Origin of the sequence: Halobellus limi (assembly GCF_004799685.1) — an archaeon.
GTDB classification, from domain to species: domain Archaea; phylum Halobacteriota; class Halobacteria; order Halobacteriales; family Haloferacaceae; genus Haloquadratum; species Haloquadratum limi.
This window is the reverse complement of sequence record NZ_CP031311.1, coordinates 85389-109134: the sequence shown is the minus strand read 5'-3', so window position 1 is coordinate 109134 and position 23746 is coordinate 85389. Positions and strand designations below refer to the sequence as shown.

The 23746-nt window shown below is 68.9% G+C and carries 22 protein-coding genes and 1 tRNA gene; 8 read left to right on the top strand and 15 right to left on the bottom strand.

What is annotated here, in order from left to right; genetic code table 11:
- Window positions 1-88: 88 nt before the first annotated feature.
- Entirely contained in the window at window positions 89-1267 is a 1179-nt protein-coding gene (locus tag DV707_RS00530) for an aspartate kinase (protein ID WP_103991114.1), read from the top strand.
- A 44-nt stretch (window positions 1268-1311) separates the two neighbouring features.
- On the opposite strand, the gene DV707_RS00525 is transcribed toward DV707_RS00530, so the two are convergent.
- Both DV707_RS00525 and DV707_RS00520 read right to left on the bottom strand, forming a co-directional pair.
- Complete coding sequence (locus DV707_RS00525; protein ID WP_103991115.1) at window positions 1312-1986, bottom strand: metallophosphoesterase family protein; 675 nt, start codon at window positions 1984-1986, stop codon at window positions 1312-1314.
- Window positions 1987-2051: 65 nt separating this feature from the next.
- Entirely contained in the window at window positions 2052-2633 is a 582-nt protein-coding gene (locus tag DV707_RS00520; protein ID WP_103991116.1) for an IMP cyclohydrolase, read from the bottom strand.
- Between the two features lie 196 nt (window positions 2634-2829).
- Between DV707_RS00520 and DV707_RS00515 the strand changes: the two genes are divergently transcribed.
- Both DV707_RS00515 and DV707_RS00510 read left to right on the top strand, forming a co-directional pair.
- A complete protein-coding gene (locus tag DV707_RS00515) occupies window positions 2830-3825 on the top strand; it encodes a CPBP family intramembrane glutamic endopeptidase (protein WP_103991117.1) in 996 nt (331 codons plus the stop codon).
- A 133-nt stretch (window positions 3826-3958) separates the two neighbouring features.
- Window positions 3959-4031, top strand: a tRNA-Gln gene (locus tag DV707_RS00510).
- Between the two features lie 80 nt (window positions 4032-4111).
- Here DV707_RS00510 and DV707_RS19150 read toward each other — a convergent pair.
- The 8 genes from DV707_RS19150 to DV707_RS00475 form a co-directional block, all read right to left on the bottom strand.
- Window positions 4112-4243, bottom strand: coding sequence for a hypothetical protein (locus DV707_RS19150; protein ID WP_268806872.1), 132 nt, complete (start codon window positions 4241-4243; stop codon window positions 4112-4114).
- A 5-nt stretch (window positions 4244-4248) separates the two neighbouring features.
- Window positions 4249-5214, bottom strand: a complete 966-nt coding sequence (locus DV707_RS00505) for a hypothetical protein (protein WP_103991118.1) — start codon at window positions 5212-5214, stop codon at window positions 4249-4251.
- Window positions 5207-6136, bottom strand: a complete 930-nt coding sequence (locus tag DV707_RS00500; RefSeq protein WP_103991119.1) for a signal peptidase I — start codon at window positions 6134-6136, stop codon at window positions 5207-5209. The genes DV707_RS00505 and DV707_RS00500 overlap by 8 nt, the downstream gene beginning before the upstream one ends.
- Entirely contained in the window at window positions 6133-7389 is a 1257-nt protein-coding gene (locus DV707_RS00495) for a hypothetical protein (RefSeq protein WP_103991120.1), read from the bottom strand. Before DV707_RS00495 ends, DV707_RS00500 begins: the two co-directional genes overlap by 4 nt.
- On the bottom strand, window positions 7386-8195 hold the full coding sequence (locus tag DV707_RS00490; protein WP_103991121.1) for a hypothetical protein: 810 nt from the start codon (window positions 8193-8195) through the stop codon (window positions 7386-7388). Before DV707_RS00490 ends, DV707_RS00495 begins: the two co-directional genes overlap by 4 nt.
- A 225-nt stretch (window positions 8196-8420) precedes the next feature.
- The gene (locus DV707_RS00485) at window positions 8421-9872 is read right to left on the bottom strand and encodes a vWA domain-containing protein (protein ID WP_103991122.1); all 1452 of its coding nucleotides are present in this window, start codon (window positions 9870-9872) and stop codon (window positions 8421-8423) included.
- Window positions 9873-10034: 162 nt separating this feature from the next.
- Window positions 10035-11747: a VWA domain-containing protein gene (locus tag DV707_RS00480; protein WP_103991123.1), complete on the bottom strand. Its 1713-nt coding sequence runs from the start codon at window positions 11745-11747 to the stop codon at window positions 10035-10037.
- A gap of 230 nt (window positions 11748-11977) precedes the next feature.
- Window positions 11978-13315, bottom strand: a complete 1338-nt coding sequence (locus DV707_RS00475) for a choice-of-anchor W domain-containing protein (protein WP_103991124.1) — start codon at window positions 13313-13315, stop codon at window positions 11978-11980.
- Window positions 13316-13725: 410 nt separating this feature from the next.
- On the opposite strand from DV707_RS00475, the gene DV707_RS00470 reads away from it, so the two are divergent.
- Window positions 13726-14268, top strand: a complete 543-nt coding sequence (locus DV707_RS00470) for a DUF7344 domain-containing protein (RefSeq protein WP_103991125.1) — start codon at window positions 13726-13728, stop codon at window positions 14266-14268.
- 275 nt (window positions 14269-14543) lie between these two features.
- Here the strand turns inward: DV707_RS00470 and DV707_RS00465 are convergent, their stop codons facing one another.
- Entirely contained in the window at window positions 14544-15332 is a 789-nt protein-coding gene (locus DV707_RS00465; RefSeq protein ID WP_235010739.1) for a hypothetical protein, read from the bottom strand.
- Window positions 15333-15572: 240 nt separating this feature from the next.
- On the opposite strand from DV707_RS00465, the gene DV707_RS00460 reads away from it, so the two are divergent.
- Entirely contained in the window at window positions 15573-16199 is a 627-nt protein-coding gene (locus DV707_RS00460) for a DUF7344 domain-containing protein (protein WP_103991127.1), read from the top strand.
- A gap of 130 nt (window positions 16200-16329) precedes the next feature.
- Here the strand turns inward: DV707_RS00460 and DV707_RS00455 are convergent, their stop codons facing one another.
- From DV707_RS00455 to DV707_RS00445, 3 genes are all read right to left on the bottom strand, one after another.
- On the bottom strand, window positions 16330-16563 hold the full coding sequence (locus DV707_RS00455) for a Sec-independent protein translocase subunit TatA/TatB (protein ID WP_103991128.1): 234 nt from the start codon (window positions 16561-16563) through the stop codon (window positions 16330-16332).
- A gap of 148 nt (window positions 16564-16711) precedes the next feature.
- Complete coding sequence (cgi121, locus tag DV707_RS00450; RefSeq protein WP_103991289.1) at window positions 16712-17236, bottom strand: KEOPS complex subunit Cgi121; 525 nt, start codon at window positions 17234-17236, stop codon at window positions 16712-16714.
- Between the two features lie 37 nt (window positions 17237-17273).
- Window positions 17274-19958 carry a DEAD/DEAH box helicase gene (locus DV707_RS00445; RefSeq protein WP_235010740.1) on the bottom strand — a complete coding sequence of 895 codons (2685 nt, stop codon included), beginning with the start codon at window positions 19956-19958 and terminating at the stop codon, window positions 17274-17276.
- 159 nt (window positions 19959-20117) lie between these two features.
- Between DV707_RS00445 and DV707_RS00440 the strand changes: the two genes are divergently transcribed.
- From DV707_RS00440 to DV707_RS00430, 3 genes are all read left to right on the top strand, one after another.
- On the top strand, window positions 20118-20360 hold the full coding sequence (locus DV707_RS00440; RefSeq protein WP_103991129.1) for a ferredoxin: 243 nt from the start codon (window positions 20118-20120) through the stop codon (window positions 20358-20360).
- 91 nt (window positions 20361-20451) lie between these two features.
- A complete protein-coding gene (locus tag DV707_RS00435; protein ID WP_103991130.1) occupies window positions 20452-20631 on the top strand; it encodes a hypothetical protein in 180 nt (59 codons plus the stop codon).
- 78 nt (window positions 20632-20709) lie between these two features.
- Window positions 20710-23337: an ERCC4 domain-containing protein gene (locus tag DV707_RS00430; RefSeq protein ID WP_103991131.1), complete on the top strand. Its 2628-nt coding sequence runs from the start codon at window positions 20710-20712 to the stop codon at window positions 23335-23337.
- 30 nt (window positions 23338-23367) lie between these two features.
- Here the strand turns inward: DV707_RS00430 and DV707_RS00425 are convergent, their stop codons facing one another.
- Window positions 23368-23685, bottom strand: a complete 318-nt coding sequence (locus tag DV707_RS00425; RefSeq protein WP_103991132.1) for a HalOD1 output domain-containing protein — start codon at window positions 23683-23685, stop codon at window positions 23368-23370.
- Window positions 23686-23746: the final 61 nt, after the last annotated feature.

Below are 23746 nucleotides of genomic sequence, written 5' to 3'. Positions count from 1 at the left end.
ACAAGATTTTACACTCCCCCCCGCAAAGTCCGCCTATGTCAGAGCACCACTCGCAGTTCCGTCTCGTTCGCCGACAGGAGGGCCGACCGTGCGCGTAGTCGCGAAGTTCGGGGGAACGTCGCTGGGCAGCGGCGACCGAATCAACCGCGCCGCCGACTCCATCGCCGCGGCCGTCGAGGAGGGCCACGAGATCGCCGTCGTCGCGAGCGCGATGGGGAACACGACCGACGAACTCTTAGAAGAGATCGAGTTCGAGGCCGAGGACCGCGACCGCGCGGAGATCGTCTCGATGGGCGAGCGGACGAGCGTCCGGATGCTCAAGGCCGCGCTCGCCGCCCGCGGCGTCGACGCGATGTTCGTCGAACCCGGCGGTGAGGACTGGCCGATCATCGCGAACGACCTCGGCGAGGTCGACGTCGAGGAGACGAAACAGCGCGCCGCCGCGCTCGCCGCCGACCTCGACGGCGTCGTCCCGGTGATCACCGGCTTCCTCGCACAGAACCTCGACGGCGAGATCACGACGCTCGGCCGCGGCGGGTCGGACACGACGGCCGTGATGCTCGGCCGGTACATGAACGCCGACGAGGTCGTCATCGTCACCGACGTCGAGGGCGTGATGACGGGCGATCCGCGGGTCGTCGAGGGCGCACGCAACGTCGGGCGGATCACCGTCGACGAACTCCGGAACCTCTCGTTCCGCGGCGCGGAGGTGGTCGCGCCCTCGGCGCTCTCGTACAAGGACGACGACCTCGACGTCCGCGTCGTCCACTACCAGCACGGGGACCTGCTCACCGGCGGGACGCTCATCGAGGGCGAGTTCGAGAACCTCATCGACATGCAGGAGGACTCGCTGGCGTGCATCACCGTCGCCGGGCGCTCGATCCGCAACAGTCCCGGCATCCTCGCGGACCTCTCGCAGGCGCTTCGCGAGGCGGAGATCAACATCGACGCCGTCGCCTCGGGGATGGACTCGGTGACGTTCTACGTGAACGAGGACCGCGCCGAGGAGGCCGAGAACCTGCTGCACGAGAAGGTCGTCGACGACCAGACGCTCTCCTCGGTCACCGTCGACGACGACGTCGCGGTCATCCGCGTCACGGGCGGGGAACTGCCGAACCGACCCGGCGTCATCCTCGACATCGTCCAGCCGATCTCGGAGGCGGGCATCAACATCCACGACGTCATCACCTCCGCGACGTCGGTGGCCATCTTCGTCGCGTGGGACGACCGCGAGGAGACGCTCGAAATCGTCCAGGACGAGTTCTGAGCGCGGGACGGAGTTGACGGTCACGCACCCGGCGTCCCGGCGGCTCACCGGCCGTCGTAGAGCCGCTGTCCGATCCGGTCGGGGAGGCCGGCCTCCCGAACCGCGTCGACGACGGTGTCGACATCGTACTCGACGCGTCGCTCCTCCACCGCGAGATCGTCCAGATCGACCAGCGCGTACGCCGCCCGGGGATCGCTGTCGCGCGGCTGACCGACGCTGCCGGGGTTCATCACGACCCCCTCCTCGAAGACGCGGTGCCCCTGGACGTGCGTGTGACCGGTCACGAGGACGTCCTCGTCGTCGAGCATCGACGCCGAGAACTCGTCAGGGTAGGTGTAGCGGTCGGGATCGTCGGGATGGCCGTGGACCAGTTTCAGCCGGCCGTCGAGGACGGTCCGGCTGTCGGGGAGGTCGGCGAGCCATTCGACCGCGTCGTCGTCGAGGGCCTCCCGAGCGTGTTCGACGCCCGCGGCCGCCATCGAGTTGAACCGGAACGTCGTGTCCGAAGCGACCGCGCGGTCGTGATTGCCCATCACCGTCGGAATCCCCCGTTCGCGGACGGCGGCGACGCACTCCGCGGGCCAGGGGTTGTAGCCGACGACGTCGCCCGCGCAGACCATCGCGTCCGGATCCGTTCCAGCGTCACCGGCGAGATCGTCGAGAACGGCGTCGAGCGCGACCTTGTTCGCGTGGATGTCGGAGAGGACGGCGACCTGCATACCGGGACGTAGGCGTCTGAGGGACAAAAGTCACCGTCCCGAAGCGGCGCGCGGCAGATCCGAGACTACTCCCCGTTGTAGAACCCGACGTCGACGCCGCCGGCGTCGTACGTGACGCCCGCGGCGCAGACGGCGTGTTCGTAGTCGAGGTCGTACGCGCGCCGAGCTAGGTCGGCGGGGTCGGCAGACGCGTCGCCGGCGAAGTCGATCGGCGTCGGCGCGTCCGCCTCGTAAGTGGCGACGAGAGTGGGTTCGTCGACGGCCTCGACGAGCAGGGCGTCCCGGCGGACGATGCCGACGTACGATTCCTCGCCGACGACGCCCGCGACGCGCGGGGTGTCGTAGTCGTCCTTCTCGTAGTCGAGCGCGAGGAGCGCCGACGCGAGCGCGTCGCGAGCGGGGTACCCGAGGTCGAGTTTCTCCGCGATCGGATCGACGTGGGAGCCGTTGCCGACGACGACGGCGTCGCCCCCCTCGCGGACGCAGTTGTAGGAGACGTACGGGTTGTCGTTCTCGGGCGCGTCGGGCGTCGGCGCGACGGTCAACGTCCCGTCGCGGTCGACGATCTGCCGGTTGGGGAACGAGCGGGAGGAGACGCGGTACGCGCCGAAGTCGGGCGCGACGATGACGAACCGTCCGATGTACATACGCGAACGTGGCCAAGAGCGGAATAAATAGGTAGTGGATTGTGCACGGGCGAGGAGAGGCGTCTCGGTGGATTCCGTCGACGGCGGATTCGATCGTCGACCGACCGATCCGTCGCTCACCCGTCCCGGAGTGGCTTTCGTCGGCGTCGAGAGCGTGGAAACGTTCTTTTTTCTACATTACGATGGGTCGCCCGAAATGGTCCCCGCAAACGACGCCCGCGACGCAGCCGAAGGTCGCAAAGGGACGCGATCGAACACCGAATCGGCCGAGCAGCCGTCCGCGAGGAGCACCGACCGGGACGGTGACGTCGATTCCGCTCGACTGGTCCGCTTTTTCGGGACGCTTCTCCTGTTCGCTCTCGGGTTCGTCGCCGTCGCTCGCCTGGCGAACGTCCGGATGGTGGCGCTGGCACCGGCGTATATGTTCACCCCCGCGGTCGCCGCCGCGGTGACGGTGTTCACGACGGAGGTGTCGATACGGGAGGTCGGCGTCCGAATCGGTCGAACCCGCTGGCACGCTGCCGCCGTGGTGGCCGTCCTCGTTCTCGTCGCGGTGGCACTCGGGATCGCGCTCGCGGTGCCCGGGATCGGTTTCGACGGGACCGCGGATCCCGTTCCGGGAATCCCGCTCCCGTCGGGTGCCCTCGGCGTCCTCGCGCTCGTGGCCCTGACGGTCGGGACCGGCGTGACCGTCAACGCGCTCTTCGCGCTCGGCGAGGAGTTCGGCTGGCGTGGCTACCTCCTGTGGGAGCTCGCGCCGCTGGGGTTCTGGCGGGCGAGCGGCCTGATCAGCGTCCTGTGGGGAGTCTGGCACGCGCCGATCGTCCTCGACGGCTACAACTACCCGTCGTTCCCGCTGGTCGGCGTCGCGGTGATGACGGCCGCCACGGTCGCGTTCTCGCCGCTGTACACGTACTTCGTCGTGCGGGCTCGCTCGGTCTTCGCCGCAGGGCTGTTCCACGGCGTGTTCAACGCCGCCGCCGGAACCCTGCTGGTCTACACCGCGACCACGGACCCTGTTCTCGGAGAACTCGTCGCGAGTCCCGTCGGCCTCGCCGGAATCGCCGCCTTCGCGCTCGCGACCGTGCCGGTCGCGCTCGTCGGAGTGCCGTCGCTGAATCGCGCCGCGCTGGTCGGTGGCGTTCGGCGTCCGGGAGGCGGCGGGACGGACGAGGACGTGACCGAGCGATGAGGCGCGCGGCGGACGGCGCCGCACCGGCCGTGACCGTCGAACGCCGCGATCCGGGAGGAAGGGACTTCGCAACACTCATATGGAGCCACGGGCTACGGGAGGATACGCGGTCGACGAACGGCGTCGACGACGCAGTCCCATGGGGTAGCGGCCAATCCTGAAGCCTTCTGGGGGCTTCGACCCAGGTTCGAATCCTGGTGGGACTACTTCTCGGACACGTCACTTCCGACAGTCGCGTCGCCCCAGATCGAGCGCCGAGGGTGCGTCGACGTGGACGAACGGACCGTCACAGGAGCGCAGAGAGGGTCTCGGCGACCAGACTCACTCCGAGGAGGTAACCGAGAACCGCGAGCGCGTTCCGTCGGGGTGCGTCGGGGGCGGTTCCCGGGAGAAAGAGCGGGATTCGTCCGGCCCGCATAGGCATCAGACCGGATCCGAACCGTCCGTCGACGCGTCGTCGGTGGTGGCATCGCCGCCGTCGGCGTCACCGTCCGACTCGTCGGAGGAGTCGGCGGACCGCCCGGAGTCCGCCCCGCCCGTGCCCTCGGATACCGACTCCGGCTCCTCGTCGTCACCGGCAGTTGGTTCCGACTCGGACTCGGTATCGGAGTCGGACGACCGTTCGGTGCCGTCGTGGCTCGGTTCGGTCGCAGTCGCTGTGCCGTCGGGATCCGTCGCTCCGTCGTCGGATCGCTCGGATCCGGAACCGTCCGTCGGCTCCGAACCGTCGGAGCCGCTGTCACCGTCCGGCGAAGACGCGTTGTCGCCGTCGGACGTCTCGCCGTCGTCGGTCTCGGTCTGGGGGGCGGAGTCGTCCGACTCATCCGATTCGGAGGCCGGACCGTCGATCGGTTCCTCGGCCGAGGCGGCGTCGTCGTCGGGGGCCGTCTCTTCGTCCGGAGCCGCGTCGTTCGCCTGCGGGCCAGCGTCGGCGGTCGAACCGTCGTCTCCGCCGGACACGGGACTCGTCCCGTTGCCGTCGACAGGTTCGGGGACCGGCCCGTCGCCAGCGGCCGTGTCGTTTCCGTCGGTTCCCCCGTCGATCGGGACCGACTCGTTTCCGATCGCGGTCTCGTTTCCGAGTACAGTCGCGTTTCCGCCGACCGTCCCGTTTCGATCGGTGGCGTTACCACCGTCGTCGGTCGGTGCTCCCGCGCCGAGCGGGGTCGGTCCCGCGCCGGTCGCGAGACCGAAGGCGGAGACGCCGAGCGGTTCGTCCGAGCCGTCGTCAAGCACGACCGCGTCGGGGCGCGGAACGTCGGCGCTGAAACCGACCGAGACCGACTCCTCGTCCGACAGCAGGGCGACGGACAGTCCGCCCGCGAACCCCGCCGTCGCCGAGGCGAACAGCACGAGCAGCGCGCAGGCGACCGCGAGCGTCTTACTCATCGCGCACCTCCACGTCCCCGCTCCCGTCCGTGAGAGCCGGAGTCGAAGAGGGCGCGGCGGCCGCCCGGCTCGCCCGCCACGCGGTCAGCGTCACCGATCCGGCGAACAGCAGGCCGAGCAGTCCGCCCGTGAGCGCGCCGACCGAGACGGGGTTCGGAGCCGCCGCGACGGCGAACTCGCGGTACACGTTCCACCCGGCGTAGGCGAACAGCGCCGCCATCGCCAGGAGCGTGAGCTTCAGATCGACCGCGGCGACCGCGACGGTCCCGGCCGACTGCGGTGCGGGTGCCTCCGGATCCGCTCCGGACGCTCTGACGCCCGCAGCGGGGGTATCGACGTCTGCACCGGCTGCGTCGGTCGCAGACCGATCGCGCTCGGGGTCTGATCCGGCCGCCCGGTGTCTCGTCTCCCCGGACGCGTCGACTCCGGGCTCTCGACGGGCCCACGCGAACAGCTCGCTCACGCCGAGCAGCACCAGCGGGCCGACGACGAGCGAGACGTATCCGACGGGCGTGTTCGCCCACAGGATCACGTGACCGACGAACGGGATCACGAGGACGGTCCGCCCGATGATCGCCTCGGGGCCGACCAGGCCCGCGTCGACGTTCTCGTTGGCGTCGCCCTTGGTCTCGTAGCCGCCGTCGCGTTCGCCGACGACGCGGTGAGTCGTCGGCACGCTGTCGCCGCCGGTCCGGTAGGTGATGACGTCACCGACCCGCACGGGCGCGGCGGCGTCGACGATCACGACGTCGCCGGGCGACAGCGCCGGCTCCATACTCCCGGAGAGGACGACGAACCCCTCGTCGGCCCCGACGGCCTGCGGGACCGCGAAGACGACGAACGGCGAGATCGCCGCGAGCAGGACGAGCGTCGCGAGCAGCTTTCCGGCACTCGGCATCGACGGCGTCGGGATGCGGATCATCGGTCACCTCCGGCCGGATCCGTCTCCGGTTTCCCGCCGCGGCCTTCGTTTCCGGTCCCGCCGCTTCCGCCGTTTCCGGCTCCACCGTTGCCATCGTTTCCGTTCCCGCCGTCCCCGGTCCCACCGCCCCCGCCGTTCGTGAGCGAGGGATCGGTGCACCCGGGGCAGTCCGATTCCGACTCGGTGGTGCAGATGCAGACGGTGACGTGGCTGATTCCCTTCCCCTCGGGCGCGTAGACGAGGCCGTCGGCGTCGCTTCCGGGGAGCCCCGCAGTGTCGGCTGCAGTGCCGTCATCGCGGTCGTACTGCTCGAATCCGGGGCCGCCCTTGACGGCGACCGTACAGAGGCCGGGGACCGCGGCGTCGCCGTCGGCGAGGTTCACCAGTCGGAAGGCGACGCCGACCGTCTCGCGCTCGCCGTCTTTCTCCGCCGTGTCGTAGATCTCGAGGCCGTAGTCGGTGTCGCCCTCGGTGAACGCGTACGTGCCGGGTTCGGCGTGGCTGTCGTCGAGACCGGCCTGCGTGCCGTCCTCGAACTCCAGTTTGCCGAGCGTCCGGCAGCACGGACAGGGGTCCGCGGGCGGACACGGAGCCGTGTTCCGGCCCGCGAAGGGGTTCTCCGGGGTCGTGTGTCGACACTGGACCGCCGAGAACCACAGCGGGACGTCGACCGTCTCGCTCCCGACGTAGCCGGCGAGTTCGTACTCGACGAGCAGGCAGACCTCGTCGGTCAGACAGTCGATCCCCGGGGTGGTCGGGTCGCCGTCGACGCGGTACCCGTCGCGGAGGCCGTCGGCGACCGCCCGGAGCGAGCCGCTGAGGATCTCCTCGACCGGAGCCCCGGAGTCGCAGTCGGCGTACGACAGCGTCAGCCGGACGGCTTCGGCCAGCGCCGTCGAGGCGGGGACGGGACAGTCGGTCGCGAGCCACAGCGCCGCGGGGTTGTTGACCGCGTCGCCCCGCTGCGGGAGAGAGAACGTGAGGAGCATACTCCCCGCGTCGCCGTCTGCACCGAGGGAGTCGACCGGGAGCCGAACCCGCGGACCGTCGACGGTGCCGCTCCCGGCCGGGCCGTCCGTGCCGGGGCCGCTCAGCAGTTCGTACTCGACGACGAGGTCGACGGTGCCGGCCGTGACCGACGCGTCGAGCCGCTCGGCGTCCCGGAACACCGCGGCCGTTCCGGTCCCCGTGAGCGCGCCCGCACCGCCGGCGGCGGCCAGCGCCGCCAGCACGCGGCGGCGACTCAGGATCATTGCGCACCTCCGACGAGGAAGGGACTGTCGCCGTCGCAGGCGCCGCCGACGAAGGAGAAGTCGAAGCCGAGAGAGTCCCCCTGCGATCGGTTCCCCGTTTCGACCGGGAGTTCCCAGCGGAGCGCGACGCACCGCAGCGAGCCCGGAGCGAGACACTCGATGGCGAGCAGCCCCTCGTCGTCGCCGGCATCGGCCGTCGGTGCGAACGCCTCGGCGAAGGGAGATGGAGAAACGAGCGGCGATTCGAGCGTCTCGTCGAACTCCCGCACGCCGTTGCAGCTCCCCAACGGCGACCCGTCGAGCCACATCTCGACGACGGCGTCCTCGTCGAGTTCGCCGTCGCTTTCGGTGGTGTCCCCGGCGGCCCGTTCGGGGCCGTTCACGCCGTTTTCGCCGTCGTCGGTCAGCGACGCGCGGAACCACACGTCGAGGGGTTCCGCACCGCCGTCGTCGACGACCTCGAGTCCGACGACCAGCGTACCCGCGTCTCCCGGGAGCACGTTGCCAACGGAGAGGACCGGGCCGGTCGCGTCGGTCACGAAGGCGGCCTCGTCGACGTACGCGGGCCCGCTGTCGGGGTCGAGCGTCGTCTCGAGGCCGTCGTTCGTTCCGGCGTGGTTCGCGACGGAGCCGCCGTTGTATTTTTCGTACCAGGCGATGCGAAGCCGTCGGTCGTCGGTGTCGTCGTCCGGTGCGGCATAGGTGTACTGGGAGAAGCGGGGCGCGTCCCGGCGGAGGGAGAGCCCCCCGACGGCGAGCGCGCCGCCGCCGATTCCCGTCAGCAGTTCCCGACGTGTGAGTGTCATTGTCAGTTGTCCCGGATACGCCGGGGCGGTGAGTGGATCGGTACCCGATCCGTGTTCTGTGGGCGATACGGCGCTGGCGGTGATAGGTATGGAGCGGCTTCGCGACCGATACGACGCCCGTACTCCGCCGTACGGCGTCGTTACCGCCCGCACTCTTCCGGAACTGGCGGCCGCGCGGCACCGCAGCGCCACACGGAACCGAGGTCAGTTCGCAGTGTCCGTCGACTACTCCGCCTCGGGCGTCGCGAACGGCGCGTCGTTGTGTCGCGACTGCTCGACCTCGAAGCCGAAGTCGAAGCCGATCGAGTCGGACTGGACCTCGTTGCCGACGTCTGTGGGGAGGGTCCACTCGAAACCGATGCACTGGGTCGTCGCGCCCGGGTACGGCTGGAGACCGTCTTCCTGTCTGTCCCCGTCGAGGACGATGCCGTCCGACAGCTGGGCGAACACCTCCGCCATCGTCCCCTCGGCGATCTTCTGTTCGCCGCCGAGGACAATCTGGGCGATCTCGGCGTACACCGTGTCGAGGTCGGCCGGGTCCGGGGCGACGAACGCGTCGTCCGGCGAACTCGCGAGCGACTGGAGGAGCGACGTGTTCGCACTTCCGAGCGCGACGGTGAAGAGCCGGATTCCTGCAGTCTTGGCCGCGTTGGCCGCCGACGTTGCAGCCGACGCGTTCGAGTTGCCGTCGCTCAGCAGGATCATCACTTTCGACGCGCCGGGCGTGGCGTTCGTCCCGTTGAGCAGTTCGTCCGCGCCCTCGTCGATCCCGGCCGCGATGGACGTGCCGCCGCCGGCGCTGTAGTCGTCGATCGCGTCCTTGACGGCCTGGTAGTCGGTCGTCAGTTCCTGATCCGTCGCGGCGCCGGTGTTGAACGAGATCGCGGCGGCCTCGTCGGGCGAGGAGAGGTTGTCGACGAAACTCGTCGCGGCCGTCTTCAGCGACGCGAGCGCCGAGCCGCCCATCGACCCGGAGACGTCGGAGACCAGCGCGACTTCCAGTTCCTGCTGCTGGCCGGTGCCGGTCGGCTCGTAGACGTTGTCGCAGTCCTCGTCGTACCAGACGCAGACCTCGATGGCGTCGGCGAGTTCGCCGCTCCCGTCGGTGTCCTCGCCCTCCGCGTCGATCTCGGGTTCCGTCTGGCCGTTCTCCTCGTTGCCCGTGAGCTCACCGATCATCCGCAGGTAACCGGGGTTGTCGCAGATGTGGATGCTCACCGTCACCTCGCCGGAGTCGCCCGGTTTGACGTCCGAGATGGTGAACATCGGGATGCCGTCGCCGTTCTCGAGGTACTCGTCGGCCTCGGAGCTACAGAATGGGAACCCCTCGCCCTGGACGAGATCCTCCCACTCCTGCAGATCGGCGGGCGAGGGGGCCTGCGCGAGGAGGTACCGACCCGTCGGCTCCTCGTCGACGAGGATCTCCTCGGCGTCGGGGTAGCCCATCGCCCTGACGGCGTCGAGGCGTCCCGGCCCGCCGAGGTACGTGGCCTTGTAGTCGAGTTTCAGGTCGAGCGTCCCGGCCTGCAGCGTGTTGTCCGCGAACTCCTCCTCGTCGGAGAAGAACGCGCTGGTACCGAGGCCGGTCCCGGCGGAGGCGATGCCGACCGCTCCGAGGCCCGCGAGGACGCGGCGCCGGGAGAGGTTGTACAGCGGTAGTTCGTCGTCGTGTGTCATTGTCTTGGTTTCCGTTCGGTGGTCTGCGAGCGGTGCCGTCTCGCCGCTCCCCGACGGGAGGTGAGGCCGCACCGGACGCTGTCCTCCCGTCCTCGATGGAGGGAGAGAACCCACCGGGGGAGTCGAACCCCCGTTACCGCCGCCGTGGGTCGTGCTCGTCGTTCAGGCCGCGAGTTCGGGACCCGAGCCGTCGTTGTGGCGCTCCTGCTCGGTGTAGAAGCCGAGATCGAAGCCGAGCGTGTCGCCCTGGATCTCGTTGCCGACCTCGAACGGGAGCTCCCACGCGAGGGCGACGCAGTGCATCACGCCGTCGCCGCGGAACGCTTCGCGGTCTGGGTCGGTCGGGTCGTCGTTCAGTTCGTCGTAGATCGTCGCGCGGTTGCCGTCGAGCGGGACGCCGTTGCCGTCGGCCAGCGCGGCCAGGACGTTACCGAGCGTGTCCTGCATGATGACCTTCTCGGCGACCGTCTGGGCCGCGAGGTTCCCGAACACGCTCGGGACGTTGAGCGGATCGTCGACGTCGTTGAAGAACGACGGGTCGCCGCCCGCGCCGCCGGCGGGGCCGGCCATCGCCTGGAGCACGCCGTCGTTGGCGCTCCCGACGGAGATGGTGTAGACGTCCGTCTCCGGGGACGGCGAGGCCGCGCGGGCGTCGTCCGCGGCGTCCTGCGGGGACGCGAACGAGGTGCTCCCGCCGCCGTTGAACGACTCGCCGTCCGAGAGGACGATGTTGCGCTTTTCCGCGCCGCTGCGCCCGTTCGCCGCGAGTTCGTCCTGAGCGTCGTCGACGCCCTCGCCGATGTACGTGCCCGTCGCGATCGAGTTCGCGTTCGAGAACGGGTCGGGGTCGCCGTCGCCGTCGAAGGGCGTCGAGCCGGGACCGCCGCTGACGACGTTCGCGAGCTTCTGTCGGAGTCCGGTCAGCGCGCCGTCGACGACGGAGAGGTCCGTCGTCATCGCCTGGAGGACGCCGGTCCGGGGTTCCGTGTCGTCGCTTCCCTCGCCGTCGAAGTACGCGACGCCGACCTTGGCGTCGGCGTTCTGGGACTGCAGGTAGTCGACGAACTGGCGGGTCCCGAGTTCGACGAGGTCGATCTTCGTCGTCTCGTCGTAGGTGGTCCCGTTGATCGTGATCTCGTCGTCGCTGACGACGCCGCCGTACTGGTCGTACAGCATCGACCCCGAGAAGTCGAGCGTCAGCATGATGTCGACCGGATCGGCGCCGTCGTAGACGTTGTCGCAGTCCTCGTCGTACCAGAGCGTCACCTGGATCGCGCCGGCGAGGTCGCCGAGGTTGTCGGGGTCGACCGCCATCTCGGGCTCGGCGTGGACGCCGCCGGACTCGGAGACGTTGTCGGCCTGCATCCAGAGGTAGCCGGGGTTGTCACAGAGGTGCAGCGAGAAGGTGATCTCGCCGGAGTCGCCGGGCTTCACGTCGGTGAACTGTACCAGCGTCTCCATCGCCTCGCCGGTGACGGGGTCGACGCCGAAGTTCGCCTCGGAGAGCGGCGGAATGTTCTCGCAGTTCAGCACCGGGATGTTCGCGCCGTTGCTGTCCTCGTCTTCCTCGTCCGGGAAGTCGCTGTAGCGGATCTGCCCGGCGTCGTTGTCGGCCGCGATGGACTGCTCGCCGTCGCCGTCGTGGTCGGGGTGGGCGCTGACGAACTGGTGGCCGTCTCCGAAGTCGTAGGTCTGCTGCCAGTCGACGAGCAGGTCGAGTTCGCCGGCGACGAGCGAGTTGTCGACGAACTCCTCCTCGTCGGAGAAGAACGCGGTCGTGCCGAGGCCGGTGCCCGCGGAGGCGAGCCCGACGACGCCGATTCCGGCGAGCATCTTGCGGCGCGATAGCGTGTAGGATTTGGGATCGTTGGTCATTGGTTGTGGTCCGTGTGATCGGTGATTTCGGGTTGGTGTTGTCGGGTCGTATCTCACCTCCGCAGGCCGGTCGCGGAGGGTCTCATACTGATTACTCTCGTCTCGTACCACCGAGCGCCGGCAACGAGGGTGGCGCTCGGCGGTAACAAGTGAGAGTAATCAGTATCAGAGGTCGCTCGTTCGACACCGCTGCCGAACGCGACCCCCGACGCTGCTGTCGAACGCGACACTCACTCGACGCTGATGTCGAACGCGACGCCTTCCTCGCTGCCGGGGTAGTCGCCCTGGACGTCGACGGTGACGTCGCCGGAGATCGCGAACGCGTTCGCGACGTCCGCGCCGTCGGTGTCGAAGACGAGGTAGGTGACCTCGCGGTCGGGGCCGTCGTTGCTGGCCGAGATCGCGTCGGGGCCGCTGAGGGTCACCGGGACGCCGTCGAGGTCGAGCTGGAGGTTCGCGACGCTGACGGTGGCCTCGTCGGCCTTCGTCGTGATCGCGAGCTTCCCGCTCGGCGCGGGAATCGCGCTGCCGACGTTCACGCCGTCGAGGGTGAACGAGGCGTTCCCGCTGCCGTCGTAGGCGTAGCTGAACGGGACCGTGTCGCCGGGCGTCCAGACGTAGTTGGCCGTGTCGGCGCTGCCGACGTCGGGGCCGACGGCGACTTCCCACGAGCCGGAGGGGCCGTTGTTGCCGTATCGGCCGCGGGCGAAGGAGGTCTCCTGCTCGGTGGCGAACTCCTGCTGCTTGGCGAAGCCCTCGCCCGTCCGGGTGACGATGGACGGCGCGCAGGGGTTCGTGGTGCCGTCGTTGTGGCGGGCCTGCAGCGCGTGGAACTCGAAGGACATCGTCAGCGAGTCCGACTGGATCTCGTTGCCGACCTCGTAGGGGATCTCCCAGAACAGGCAGACGCACGCGCCGGTGATGTATTCTTCATCGTCTCCGACGACCACGTCGTCGTACGGGGACTGCTCGCCGGGGGAGAGCCCGGCGACGCCGTCGCCGTCGAGCGCCGCACCCGAGGAGATGGCCGCGATCACGTCGACGAGCGAGCCGGAGACGATCTCCTCGCCCTCGACGAGCTCGCCGTCGTCCTCGTCACAGTAGACGAGCCGTGCATCGATGCTGTCGCCGAGTTCGCCCAGATCGGGCGTGTCGTCGACCGCCATCTCGGGCTCGTTCATTCCGTTCTCGTCCTGGGAGAGGTCACCGCACGCCCACACGTAGGCGGGGTTGTCCACGATGTCGAAACAGAACTCGACGTGCCCGGAGTCGCCCGGCTTCACGTCGTCGAGGTCGTAGAACATCCCCGCGGGGTCGCCGTCCTGGGTCCCCATCGCTTCGTCGGCCAGATTCTCGACCGCGCCGTCGCCGTCGTAGGAGGCCTCATAGCGGACACGCAGGTCGAGCGTCCCCGCGGTCAGCGTGTTGTTCTCGAAGCTCTCCTCGTCGCTGAAGTACGCGGAGGTACCGAGACCGGCGCCCGCGGAGGCGAGGCCGACGGCACCGAGACCGGCGAGCATTTTTCGGCGTGAGAGGCTGTACAGTTGGGGTTGGTTGTCTTGCGTCATCGGTTTGTCCTCCCGTCGGACCGCGATCAGCGTGGATCGGCACCGGTCGTTTCGGGACGAATTACCCCACAGCCCGGGGGGTATTACCCATGCGCCGATTCAACGGCTACAAGCCTCGAACCAGCCGTTTTCAAGGTCACGTTACGCGATCCGTCGGCCGAATACGGGGTCCGTACCGCCGCGTAGAACGGCCGTACCGGGGGAGTCGGGAACGCGTACCGGTCGGGTCCGCCGCGCATACTTGATGAGTCCGCCAGCCATACCGATCGAGTCCGCCGCGCGTACCAATCAGTCCGGCACGCGTACCGGTTCGGAGAGGACGGAGCCAGTTTCGTACGACGAGCGTGCCGATCGGGGCCGAGGGGATAGTCGATCCATAGCTATCCTCCGCGATCGCCTCTGAAAACCCGATGTTCCAGCGGTCCGTACTTCCGGAGGTGGAGGTGTATCACGTACTGAGTAACGCGCGCCGGCGGGAGGCCCTCGCCGAGTTATGGGACCAGCCCGAAGCGCTCTCGCTGCGCGAACTCTCCGAGCGGATCGCGGCGACCGAATCGGGGCAGAGCCCCGCACCGCGGGCGCTCCGCGAGAGCGTCTACAACGCGCTCCACCAGACGCACCTCCCGAAGATGGACGAACTCGGGCTCGTCACGTACGATCCCGATCGAAAGCTGGTGTCGGTGTGCCCGCAGGCGGGGCACCTCGGACGGTATATGGACGTCACGACGCGTGCGGGCGTGACCTGGGGCGAGTACTACCGCGCGCTCGGCGTCGTGGGCCTTTTCACCACGGTCGCGTCGCTCGCGTCCGTCCCCGGCTTCGCCGCCGTCGATCCGCTCGTCCCGTCGACGGCGTTCCTCGTGTTCTTCGCCCTCTCTGCGGCCTATCAGCTGACGGCCGCGCGGCTCGGCGCACGCGGGCGGTTCGCGCGGTTCTGCGCCCGCCTGTTCTGATTCCGGCGGACACACCGCGTGCAAGTTCTCGAACGGAAGAGTCCCGAGGCGTCGAGCGGCAGCGAGGGTCCGACGGTGCGAGTCGGACTTCGATCGTTCGATCGAGAGACGACGCCGCCTCTCGGTCACACGTCCGGAGTCGCCGGAAGACCGGTCGGAACGACCGCGGGGCCTGTCGAAAGTACGTCGAGGTCCCTCTCGGGAACGCCGGTGAAAATCCGATTTTGCCGCTGAGAAAGTCGATATCCGCTACGGTTGGAGAGCCGGGACGCCCGTCACTCCGCGGCGGCCACGGTCCGTGCGTCGGTCTCGAAGAGCCGAGCGTCGCAGTCGGCACAGGTGGCCGCGACGACCTCGTACTCGCGACAGCAGGAACTCACCGTCTCGGTCCCGAGCCGGATCCCGCCCGCACAGACGGGGCAGGTTTCGAGGCAGGCGCGGACCGCGGCGAGCGTCCGGCCGCGGGCGGCGTCCGGCACCGACGCCCACTCGTCGGTCCGCGCCGAGAGCGCGCGGTGGGCGGCGAGGTCTGCGACGAACGCCGCCCGCGACTCCCACTGTCCGAGGATCGATCCGTCGACCAGGACGCGCCAGGACGCACCGCCGGCGACGAACGACACGCGGTCGGGGTCGACGGCGAGCAGGTCGGCCGCGGCCGCAGTCACCGCCGTCTCGGTGTCGAGGTCGAACGCGGCCGCCTCGAAACGGCGTTCGAACGCCGGCGCGAGCGCGACGTCGTCGCCGTCGTCGACGACGACGCCGGCCCGGTCGAGAAACGACACGACGTCGAAGTCGGCCTCCGGGGGAGAAACCGGGGCCGCGCCCTTCCCGAACCACGCGAGCACCCGCTCGGGCAGGTACCGCTTCGTGAGTTCGGGCGTCCCGGGGACGAGGTAGCCGCGAACGTAGATGCTCGCGAGCGACCCGACGGCGACGGCGGCGGCGACCGGGGGAGAGACGAGCGCCACCCCACCGGTGAGCACCGCCGCGAGAGCGAGGTTGACGGCGGTGCAGGGGAGACACCGGTTGTCACCGGTGTACTCCGGGCGGCGGATTCGTATCATAATTGGTATGTGTTTTCGTCGGTTCATCTCTCTCCCTCGGATAAGGTCAGCGAAATCTATAGGTATGATCGACATATCCGTCGCGAGGCTGTCGGTACGGGGAAGATTGGACGGCCAGCGCACACGCTTCTTCGCCAGGGCCTGTCGGGCCGTGTTCGCTTATCTCGACGAGCAACCGTGGTTAACGCCATCATATTCCGTGATAGGCAGATTCATATCCGTATCCATCAATAGAATGGTATGAAAGGTGAGGCACAGATATCAAAAAGCAGAGAGAACGCCGACGGTACGGACTCCGCGACCGACCGCGAACTGTCCACGGAGACGATCTTCGAGACGTTGAGCAGTCGGCGGCGTCGGTACACCCTCCATTACCTGGCGCGGGTGGACGACGCAGTGACGATTCGCGACCTCTCCGAGCAGATCGCGGCCTGGGAGAACCGGATCGAGCGACGAGCGGTGACGCCGAAACAGCGGAAGCGGGTGTACACCGCGCTCCACCAGACGCACCTCCCGACGATGGATCGCCTCGGCGTCGTCGAGTACGACAAGGACCGGGGAACGATCGCGATGACGGACCACGTCCGGGCGTTCGACATCTACCTCGACGTGGTGCCGCGAGAGGACATCCCGTGGAGTCAGTTCTACCTCGTGTTAGGGGGCGTCCTGTCGGCCCTGGTCGTCGTCGCCGCGCTCGGATTCCCCCCGTTCTCGTACGTGGGCGGGTTCGGCTACGCGCTGTTCGTCGCCGCGGCGTTCACGATCGCCGGAACCATCCACGTGCTCCGCGACCGCCGGACGCTCATCGGAAACACCGCGACGCCGCCGGAGGTCGAGCCACCGCGAGAGGTCGCCGAGGAAGCGTAGCCCCCGACAGACGGGCGGTCACGGCTCTCCGCTTGGAAACTCACGTCCGAAAAATCGCGTTCGGCATCGAATGTGCCTTTCGACCGCTTCTTCGTGTCGGCTCAGACCCGCCGGCCGACCCCGCGTCGGCTCAGATCCGTTCGGTCGACTCCGCGTCGGCGCGGGCCGGCGTCGGCTCGGCGGCCTCTCTGAGTTCGTCTTCGATCTGGTTACGTCCCCGCCTGAATTCGCCCATCGCCTGTCCGGAGGAGCGAGCGAGCTTCGGGAGTTTGTCCGCGCCGAACAGCAGGACGACGAGGAGGAGAACGACGAGCAGTTCCGGACCGCCTGGGATGCCGATGAACGCCGGTAGGAGTGTGTCCATACCGCCAGGAAGGACAGGAACGGGAATAACTATGGCTGCCCTACCGGACCGCCGTTCGGCGCTATGGTGTCGTTCGATGCGGCCGTTCGAGCCGCCGGAGTCGTCCCTGCGAGACGGGCACGACCGCGACGACTCGCTTCTCGGCGATTCACTTCTCGACGACGAGCAACGCCGCGCGTTCGAGCACCAGCGATTCGAGGTCGCCGTCGACGACGTCGAGTTCCGCGTCCGAGACGTCGAAGTACTCGCGCACGCGCTCGGGGTCGTAGTCGCCGAGCGTCGCCCCGACGTCGTCGAGGACGCGGTCGCGGATCGCCTCCGCCGCCGCCCGTTCGTTCCGGGCCGGACCGTCCCCCGGATCCGCCTCGCCGGCGTCGACGAGGACCACGACGCGGTTCGCGCCCGGGGAGACGCCGAGTTCGAGCGCGTTCGTGATCTGACGGCGACCGGCGGCGTACAGGAGGATCTCGACCGCGCGGTCGCGAGCGACGTTCTCGCCCCGTTCGAACGCCCGATCGGCCAGTTCGACGGCGCGTTCGAGGTGGCGCTCGCTCACGACGTACCGCGCGTCGAAGGCCTGAATCGTCGTGTCGGTCGAGGAGGCGATCTCGTCGATCGCGGCGACGAACGCGTCGACGTCGTCGACGTCGACCGTTCCCTCGACGAGTTTCATCGCGACCCCCCTCGATCCGGCCGCGTACTCCCGGACCTCATCCGAAATCACCCAGGCTGGCCTGTTCCTCCGGGTCGTCCTCGCCGGCGCGGGTCGACGCCGACGTCGACGCCCCGTCGCCCGTGTCCGATTCGTCCGCCGGTCGGTCCGTCGTCGCGGAATCGGCCTTCGCGACGTCCGCCATCGACGGGTCCTGTCGGCCGACGTTTTCGAGGATCCCCTCGGCGGTCTTTCGCCGCCCGCGCAGCGCCCGCAGGACCACCGACTTGTCCGCCTCCCGGAGGTCCGCGCGCGTCTCGATGCCGGCCTCGTAGAGTCGTCTCGCGCGCTTGCGACCGACGCCGCGGATCCCGGCGAGCGTCAGCAGTTCGTCGCGGACGCCGTACTCGACGCGCTTTTTCGCCTCGCGGACGGGCACGACCGGCAGGTCGAGTTCGCCGGCGAGCCGCTCGGCCGCGCCGAGCAGCCACTCCGCGGTCTCGACCTTCCCGCGGATGTCGCCGGGGCCGACGCCGTAGCGCTCGGTGATCCGGTCCTCGTCGACCTCGTCGGCCCAGTCTTCGAGGAGCCGGGCGGTCTTCAGCGCCGAGAGCCACTCCTCGAAGCGGACGTCCTCGTACTCGGAGGGCGTCCGGCCGAGCAGTTCGGCCTCGCGCTCGTAGCAGATTTCGGTGTAGGTCTCTCTGTCTCCCGATTTGAGGTAGAGCTGGTACATATCCGGCGTCCGCGAGACGAGATGAAAGAGGCCGAGCGCCGTCGGGTAGGTGGGATCGCCGAGACCCTCGCCTGCCGCATCGTCGTCCGCGGTCGTTCCGTTGCCGACGGCCTCGTCCGACTCGCTCCGCTCGTCCGCCGCCAACTCGCTGGCGCGCTGGAACCCGGCGTCCGTCGGGTCGCCGTCGCCGGACGCTCGCGCCGGGGCGGCACTCGAAGCGGGATCCGACGCCCGTGCCGAAGCGTCGTCGGCCGAGTCCGCGCCCGAGAGCGCGCGAACCATCTCGCCGCGGTTCGCGTCGGCCCACTCCAGTCCGTCGATGATCTCGGCGGCCGTCATGGGGTCCAGATACAGCCGCGAGACCGTGTGGCCGACGCTCGTGGCGGTCAGCGAGTCGTCCTCGCGTTCGAGGAACCCGTTGCGCTCCAAGTACGCGAGCACGTCGTCGGTGACGCGCTCCAGCCGGCCGGAGTCGTCGGTCTGGGTGGCGTACAGCGTCCGATCGAGGAACTCGAGGAGCTCCTCTCGGGTGTGGGCGAACCCCGAGGCGACCGTCGCGAGGACGTGCGTCCGCAGCGCCGGTTCGGCCGCGAGTTTCGAGCGGACGGGCTCGGGGTCGGCCCAGATATATCGTTCAAACAGTTCGTCGCGCGTCTCCGAGTTCTTCGCGAGCAGGACCGCCTCGCCGTAGGGGTCGAGTCCGGGGCGACCGGCCCGCCCCATCATCTGGTGGATCTCCAGGACATCGAGCGGCTTCATCCCGCCGAACTCGCCGTCGTAGCGCCGCCAGTCGCGGACGATCACCCGGCGACTCGGCGTGTTGACCCCGGCGGCCAGCGTCGGCGTCGCCGAGATACACTTGACGAGTCGGTCGCGGAACGCGTCCTCGACGAGCGAGCGGTGCTCCGAGGCGAGTCCGGCGTGGTGAAAGGCCGCCCCCTTCGCGACGCAGGACGCCAGGGTGTCGCTGGTGTCCGTGTCCGAGACGTCCCTGATCTCCGCGGCCAGTTCGGCGAGTCGACCGCGCTCGTCGTCGGTGAGGTGCGGTTCGGTCACGTCGCGGAGCCGCTTCGCCGACGCCTCGGCGTTCCGCCGGGAGTTCACGAAGACCAGCGAGGAGCCCTGATCGTCCGGTTTGTCGTCACCGCCGCCGTCGCCGTCGATCGTGTCGTCGTCCTCGGTCGCGTCGGCGTCGCCATCGTCCTCGTCAGCGTCCGCGACACCGTCGTCTTGGACCGCGTCCGCGACACCGTCGAGCGTGTTCCCGCCGTCGCCGTCGAGGGCGTCGTCGACCAGCGCGGCGGTCGGCCGCCCCCCCGACTCGACCGGGACCTCGCGTTGGCTGCCGTCGTCGAAGGAGATCGCGTTTCCGTAGTGGACGCCCATCCGGAGGTCGATCGGTCGCCAGTCGGACTCGACGAGTTCGGCGTCGAGCCACTCGGCGACGACGTCCGCGTTGCCCACGGTCGCCGAGAGCGCGACGACCTGGAGGCCGGGATTGAGCGTCCGCAACTTCCCGAGCGTGACTTCGAGCGTCGGCCCGCGGTGGGAGTCGTCGACCAGGTGGACCTCGTCGGCGACGACGCAGGTCAGCTCGTCGATCCAGGCCGCGCCGTTGCGGACCAGGGAGTCGACCTTCTCGGAGGTGGCGACGACGATGTCGCGGGAGGCCAGCCACTCGCCGTCGGACTCGTAGTTGCCGGTCGAGACGCCGACGTCGAAGCCGTACTCCTCCCAGCGCTCGAACTCGGTCTTCTTTTCGGAGGCGAGCGCTCGCAGGGGGACGATGTAGAGCGCCTTCCCGCCCCGAGCGACGCTCGACAGCATCGCGAGTTCGGCGACGAGCGTCTTCCCCGAGGCGGTCGGCACCGACGCGACGACGCTCTCACCGCGGGTGACGCCCGCCTCGACGGCGGCCGCCTGCGGGGGGTAGAGCTCCTCGATTCCCTCCCCGCGCAGGTGGGCGGCGACACCCTCGGGCAGTTCGGGCACCTCCTCCGGTTGCATCGAGACGAGGTACGCCGTCCTCGGTGTTAAACCGTCGGAGTCGGGACCGGCGGCGTTCGCGGCGGTGGGAGAGAGCGGCGACGTCGGAGCGCGTCGGCCCCGGAGTCGACGGCATCGCGACGCCGCCACCGATATGTGTCCCCTCGGCGAACGGCCGGTATGAAGATCCGCTACGACCGCGACACCTGCATCGGGATGTTCCAGTGCGTCGACGAGTGGGACGCCTTCCAGAAGAACATAGACGCCGGGAAGGCGGACCTGGAGGGATCGACGGAAGTCGAAGAGGAGGTGTTCGAACTCGACGTCCCCGACGGGGAGGAGCTCGACGCGGAGTTCGCCGCGCGCGCCTGTCCCGTCGACGCCATCGAACTGTACGACGACGACGGCGAGCAGGTCGTCTGAGTCGAGGTGCCGACGGCCGGCGAATCCGCCCCTCCACACTAGCACAACCGTTATATACGTTGCTGGAGAGTTTTACGCCCGAGGGACGAATATGAGCCACCGAAACCAGAGGCAGTACCTCTCGGAGTGGGCAGAGCTGATCGGGGCGTCGCTGCCGGACTCCGTCGAGGACCGCGAGGACGCCGGTCCGCCGGCCGACGCCTACGGGCGCGAGGACCGTGGCGACGGGTTCGGTTCGGAGTTCGGCGTCGACGCGGACAGGAATCGGTGAGATCGGGCCCCATCCCCCTGGTTTCACTTTCACCGTCCTCGGCGAACCCTTAACAGCGGTGACGCCCAATCCAGCGTGATGGCGGCCACCGACGATCCCGACTACGTGGATCACCCGCTCTTGAGTCCGGGCTTCATCGAGCGCCGGCGCTACCAGACCCGACTCGCGAGCACGGCACGGGAGGGCCACACGCTGGTCTGTCTCCCCACGGGGCTGGGGAAGACGACCGTGAGCCTGCTGGTGACGGCTCACCGATTGCACGAGGCGGGCGGGAAGGCGCTCTTTCTCGCGCCGACGAAGCCGCTCGTCCAGCAGCACGCCGAATTCTACCGGGAGGCGCTGGAGATCCCCGACGAGGAGATCGTCGTCTTCACGGGCGAGATCCGGCCCGAGGACAGGGCCGACGCCTGGGACGACGCGCGGGTCGTGATCGCGACGCCGCAGGTCGTCGAGAACGACCTCGTCGGCTCTCGGATCTCCCTTTCGGACGTCACACACCTCACCTTCGACGAGTGTCACCGCGCGAGCGGCGACTACGCGTACGTGTACATCGCCGAGCGGTACCACGCGGACGCGGTCGACCCGCTCGTGACCGGGATGAGCGCCTCCCCCGGCGGCGACAAGGAGGCCATCCTGAACGTGTGTCAGAACCTCGGGATCAGCGAGGTCGAGGTGATGACGGAGGCGGACGAAGACGTCGACGAGTACACCCACGACACCTCCGTCGAGTGGGAGCGGATCCAGTTGCCCGACGAGATCCTGCAGATCCGCGACGCGCTCAACGAGGTGATCAAGGATCGACTGCAGAAGCTGAAGTCGCTGGGCGTGACGAACACGACCCAACCCGACGTGTCCCAGAAACAGCTCAACCGGATGCGCGGGAAGCTCCAGGAGCTGATGGACGCCGACAAGTCGGAGGGCTACAAGGGGATGTCGACGCACGCGGAGGTGATGAAGCTCCGGCGGGCGGTCGAACTGGTCGAGACGCAGTCCGTCGAGTCGGTTCGCAGATATTTCGAACGCCAGCGCAACGCCGCGCGGTCCTCGGGGGCGTCGAAGGCGAGCCAGCGCCTCGTCGCCGAGCCGAAAGTCAGGGAGGCGATGCGCTTGGCCGAGAGCTACGACGGGACGCACCCGAAGTTCTCCCGCGCGCGGATCCTGCTCGCGCAGACGCTCGGCATCGAGGGCGGCGAGCGCGTCATCGTCTTCACGGAATCGCGCGACACCGCCGAGGCGTTGACCGAATTCCTCTCGGCGTCGTTCGACGTCCGCCGGTTCGTCGGGCAGGGCGACAAGGAGAGCTCCGAGGGGATGACCCAGAAGGAACAGCAGGAGACGCTCGACGACTTCCGGAGCGGGGAGTTCGAGGTGCTCGTCTCCACCTCGGTCGCCGAGGAGGGACTGGACGTTCCGGAGGTCGACCTGGTGCTCTTCTTCGAGCCCGTGCCGACCGCCATCCGCTCGATCCAGCGGAAGGGGCGGACCGGCCGGCAGGCGGAGGGCAGCGTCGTCGTCCTCCTCGCCGAGGACACCCGCGACGAGGCGTACTTCTGGATCTCCCGCCGCCGCGAGAAGGAGATGGAATCGGAGCTGCGCGACCTGAAGAGCGTCGCCGGCGACATCGAGTCGGAACTGAATCCCCCTCAGGAAGCGCTGGAGGCGTACGAAGACGCGGGTGACGGAGACGGCGAGGAGCGGAGCGGAGAACCTGGAGACGAGAGCGACCGCGGCGGACAGAGCGGAGGCGGCGACGAACACGACAGCGCGTCCGTCGACGCCGAGACGCCGGCGCAAGCGAACGGTCAGGCGGGGCTCACGGACTTCGGCCCGACGGACGAGGAGATCGAGCGGGCCCGGGACGGCGAGGTCGAGTCGGGGACGGAGACCGATGGCGAGAGCGAGTCGGCGGCGGCGAGTGCAGATATGAGCGAGTCGGCGGCGACGAATACCGAGGCGAGCGAGTCGGAGGCGGCGAACGCCGATTCGACCGCCGAGGGCGACTCGGAACCGAGGGACGACGAGGAGGGAGTCGTCGCGACCGCCGAGGGCGACGAGGAGGAGACCGAGATCGTCGTCGACCAGCGGGAGCTCGACGCGCCCATCGCGAAGGACCTCTCGAAGCGCGACGGCGTCCGAACCCGGCTGGAGACGCTGGCCGTCGGCGACTACGTCCTCTCGGACCGCGTCGCCGTCGAGCGGAAGTCCGTCGCGGACTTCCTGGACACGCTGCTCGGCGACGAGCGCTCCATCTTCGAGCAGATCGGCGACCTCTCGCGGGCGTACGCCCGTCCGGTGTTGATCGTCGAGGGCGAGGGCCTCTACGAGGAGCGGAACGTCCACCCGGGGGCGATCCGCGGCGCGCTCGCGTCGCTGGCCGTCGATTTCGACGTGAGCGTCCTCCAGACGCGCGACGAGGACGACACCGCGGCGTTGCTGCTCACCATCGCCGAGCGCGAGCAGACCGAACGGGACCGGACGGTGAGCGTGCACGGAGAGAAGAGCGCGAAGACGCTGGCCGAACAGCAGGAGTACGTCGTCTCCGCCATCGCCGATATCGGTCCCGTCACCGCGCAGTCCCTGCTGGAGGAGTTCGGAACGGTAGAGCAGGTGATGACCGCACGCGAGGACGACCTCCGCGAGGTCAGCGGAATCGGCGAGGTGACGGCCGAGCGGATCCGCGAGGTCGTCGGAAGCGACTACGTGTAGGCGGGATGCGGGCTATTCGAGGCGGCGCGCCTATTCGGGGACCGGTCGAGGCCCGCCGGAGGACGGACTCGCAGCGATGAGTCCGTCCCGCGTGACGCGGATCTCGTAGCCCTGATACTCGAATCGGACCTCCGAGACGGCTCGGGACTCGCTCTCGGGCAGCAGCGCGCGGGTCAGCGCCTCGATCTCGACGTGGTCGTAGAGCGAGACGTCGTCGTCCGTCCCGTCGAGACCGCCGAGCGCGTCCGCAAGCCGGATCAGAAACTCGCCCTCGTTTTCCCAGTTCTCCCGTGTGAGGACGGACCAGGAATCCAGAGAGCCGCGATAGAATTCACCTGCTTTTGACATAGGACTCCGTTGAAATCCCAGTATATAAAACCTGGCGCCGAGAGTATCGAATTCGATAATT

Coding starts and splice junctions, on each gene's coding strand:
- DV707_RS00525 (WP_103991115.1), bottom strand. CDS start 1,986: ATGCAGGTCGCCGTCCTCTCCGACATCCACGCGAACAAGGTCGCGCTC.
- DV707_RS00520 (WP_103991116.1), bottom strand. CDS start 2,633: ATGTACATCGGACGGTTCGTCATCGTCGCGCCCGACTTCGGCGCGTAC.
- DV707_RS00515 (WP_103991117.1), top strand. CDS start 2,830: ATGGTCCCCGCAAACGACGCCCGCGACGCAGCCGAAGGTCGCAAAGGG.
- DV707_RS19150 (WP_268806872.1), bottom strand. CDS start 4,243: ATGCGGGCCGGACGAATCCCGCTCTTTCTCCCGGGAACCGCCCCCGAC.
- DV707_RS00505 (WP_103991118.1), bottom strand. CDS start 5,214: ATGAGTAAGACGCTCGCGGTCGCCTGCGCGCTGCTCGTGCTGTTCGCC.
- DV707_RS00500 (WP_103991119.1), bottom strand. CDS start 6,136: ATGATCCGCATCCCGACGCCGTCGATGCCGAGTGCCGGAAAGCTGCTC.
- DV707_RS00495 (WP_103991120.1), bottom strand. CDS start 7,389: ATGATCCTGAGTCGCCGCCGCGTGCTGGCGGCGCTGGCCGCCGCCGGC.
- DV707_RS00490 (WP_103991121.1), bottom strand. CDS start 8,195: ATGACACTCACACGTCGGGAACTGCTGACGGGAATCGGCGGCGGCGCG.
- DV707_RS00485 (WP_103991122.1), bottom strand. CDS start 9,872: ATGACACACGACGACGAACTACCGCTGTACAACCTCTCCCGGCGCCGC.
- DV707_RS00480 (WP_103991123.1), bottom strand. CDS start 11,747: ATGACCAACGATCCCAAATCCTACACGCTATCGCGCCGCAAGATGCTC.
- DV707_RS00475 (WP_103991124.1), bottom strand. CDS start 13,315: ATGACGCAAGACAACCAACCCCAACTGTACAGCCTCTCACGCCGAAAA.
- DV707_RS00470 (WP_103991125.1), top strand. CDS start 13,726: ATGTTCCAGCGGTCCGTACTTCCGGAGGTGGAGGTGTATCACGTACTG.
- DV707_RS00465 (WP_235010739.1), bottom strand. CDS start 15,332: ATGATACGAATCCGCCGCCCGGAGTACACCGGTGACAACCGGTGTCTC.
- DV707_RS00460 (WP_103991127.1), top strand. CDS start 15,573: ATGAAAGGTGAGGCACAGATATCAAAAAGCAGAGAGAACGCCGACGGT.
- DV707_RS00455 (WP_103991128.1), bottom strand. CDS start 16,563: ATGGACACACTCCTACCGGCGTTCATCGGCATCCCAGGCGGTCCGGAA.
- cgi121 (WP_103991289.1), bottom strand. CDS start 17,236: ATGAAACTCGTCGAGGGAACGGTCGACGTCGACGACGTCGACGCGTTC.
- DV707_RS00445 (WP_235010740.1), bottom strand. CDS start 19,958: ATGCAACCGGAGGAGGTGCCCGAACTGCCCGAGGGTGTCGCCGCCCAC.
- DV707_RS00440 (WP_103991129.1), top strand. CDS start 20,118: ATGAAGATCCGCTACGACCGCGACACCTGCATCGGGATGTTCCAGTGC.
- DV707_RS00435 (WP_103991130.1), top strand. CDS start 20,452: ATGAGCCACCGAAACCAGAGGCAGTACCTCTCGGAGTGGGCAGAGCTG.
- DV707_RS00430 (WP_103991131.1), top strand. CDS start 20,710: ATGGCGGCCACCGACGATCCCGACTACGTGGATCACCCGCTCTTGAGT.
- DV707_RS00425 (WP_103991132.1), bottom strand. CDS start 23,685: ATGTCAAAAGCAGGTGAATTCTATCGCGGCTCTCTGGATTCCTGGTCC.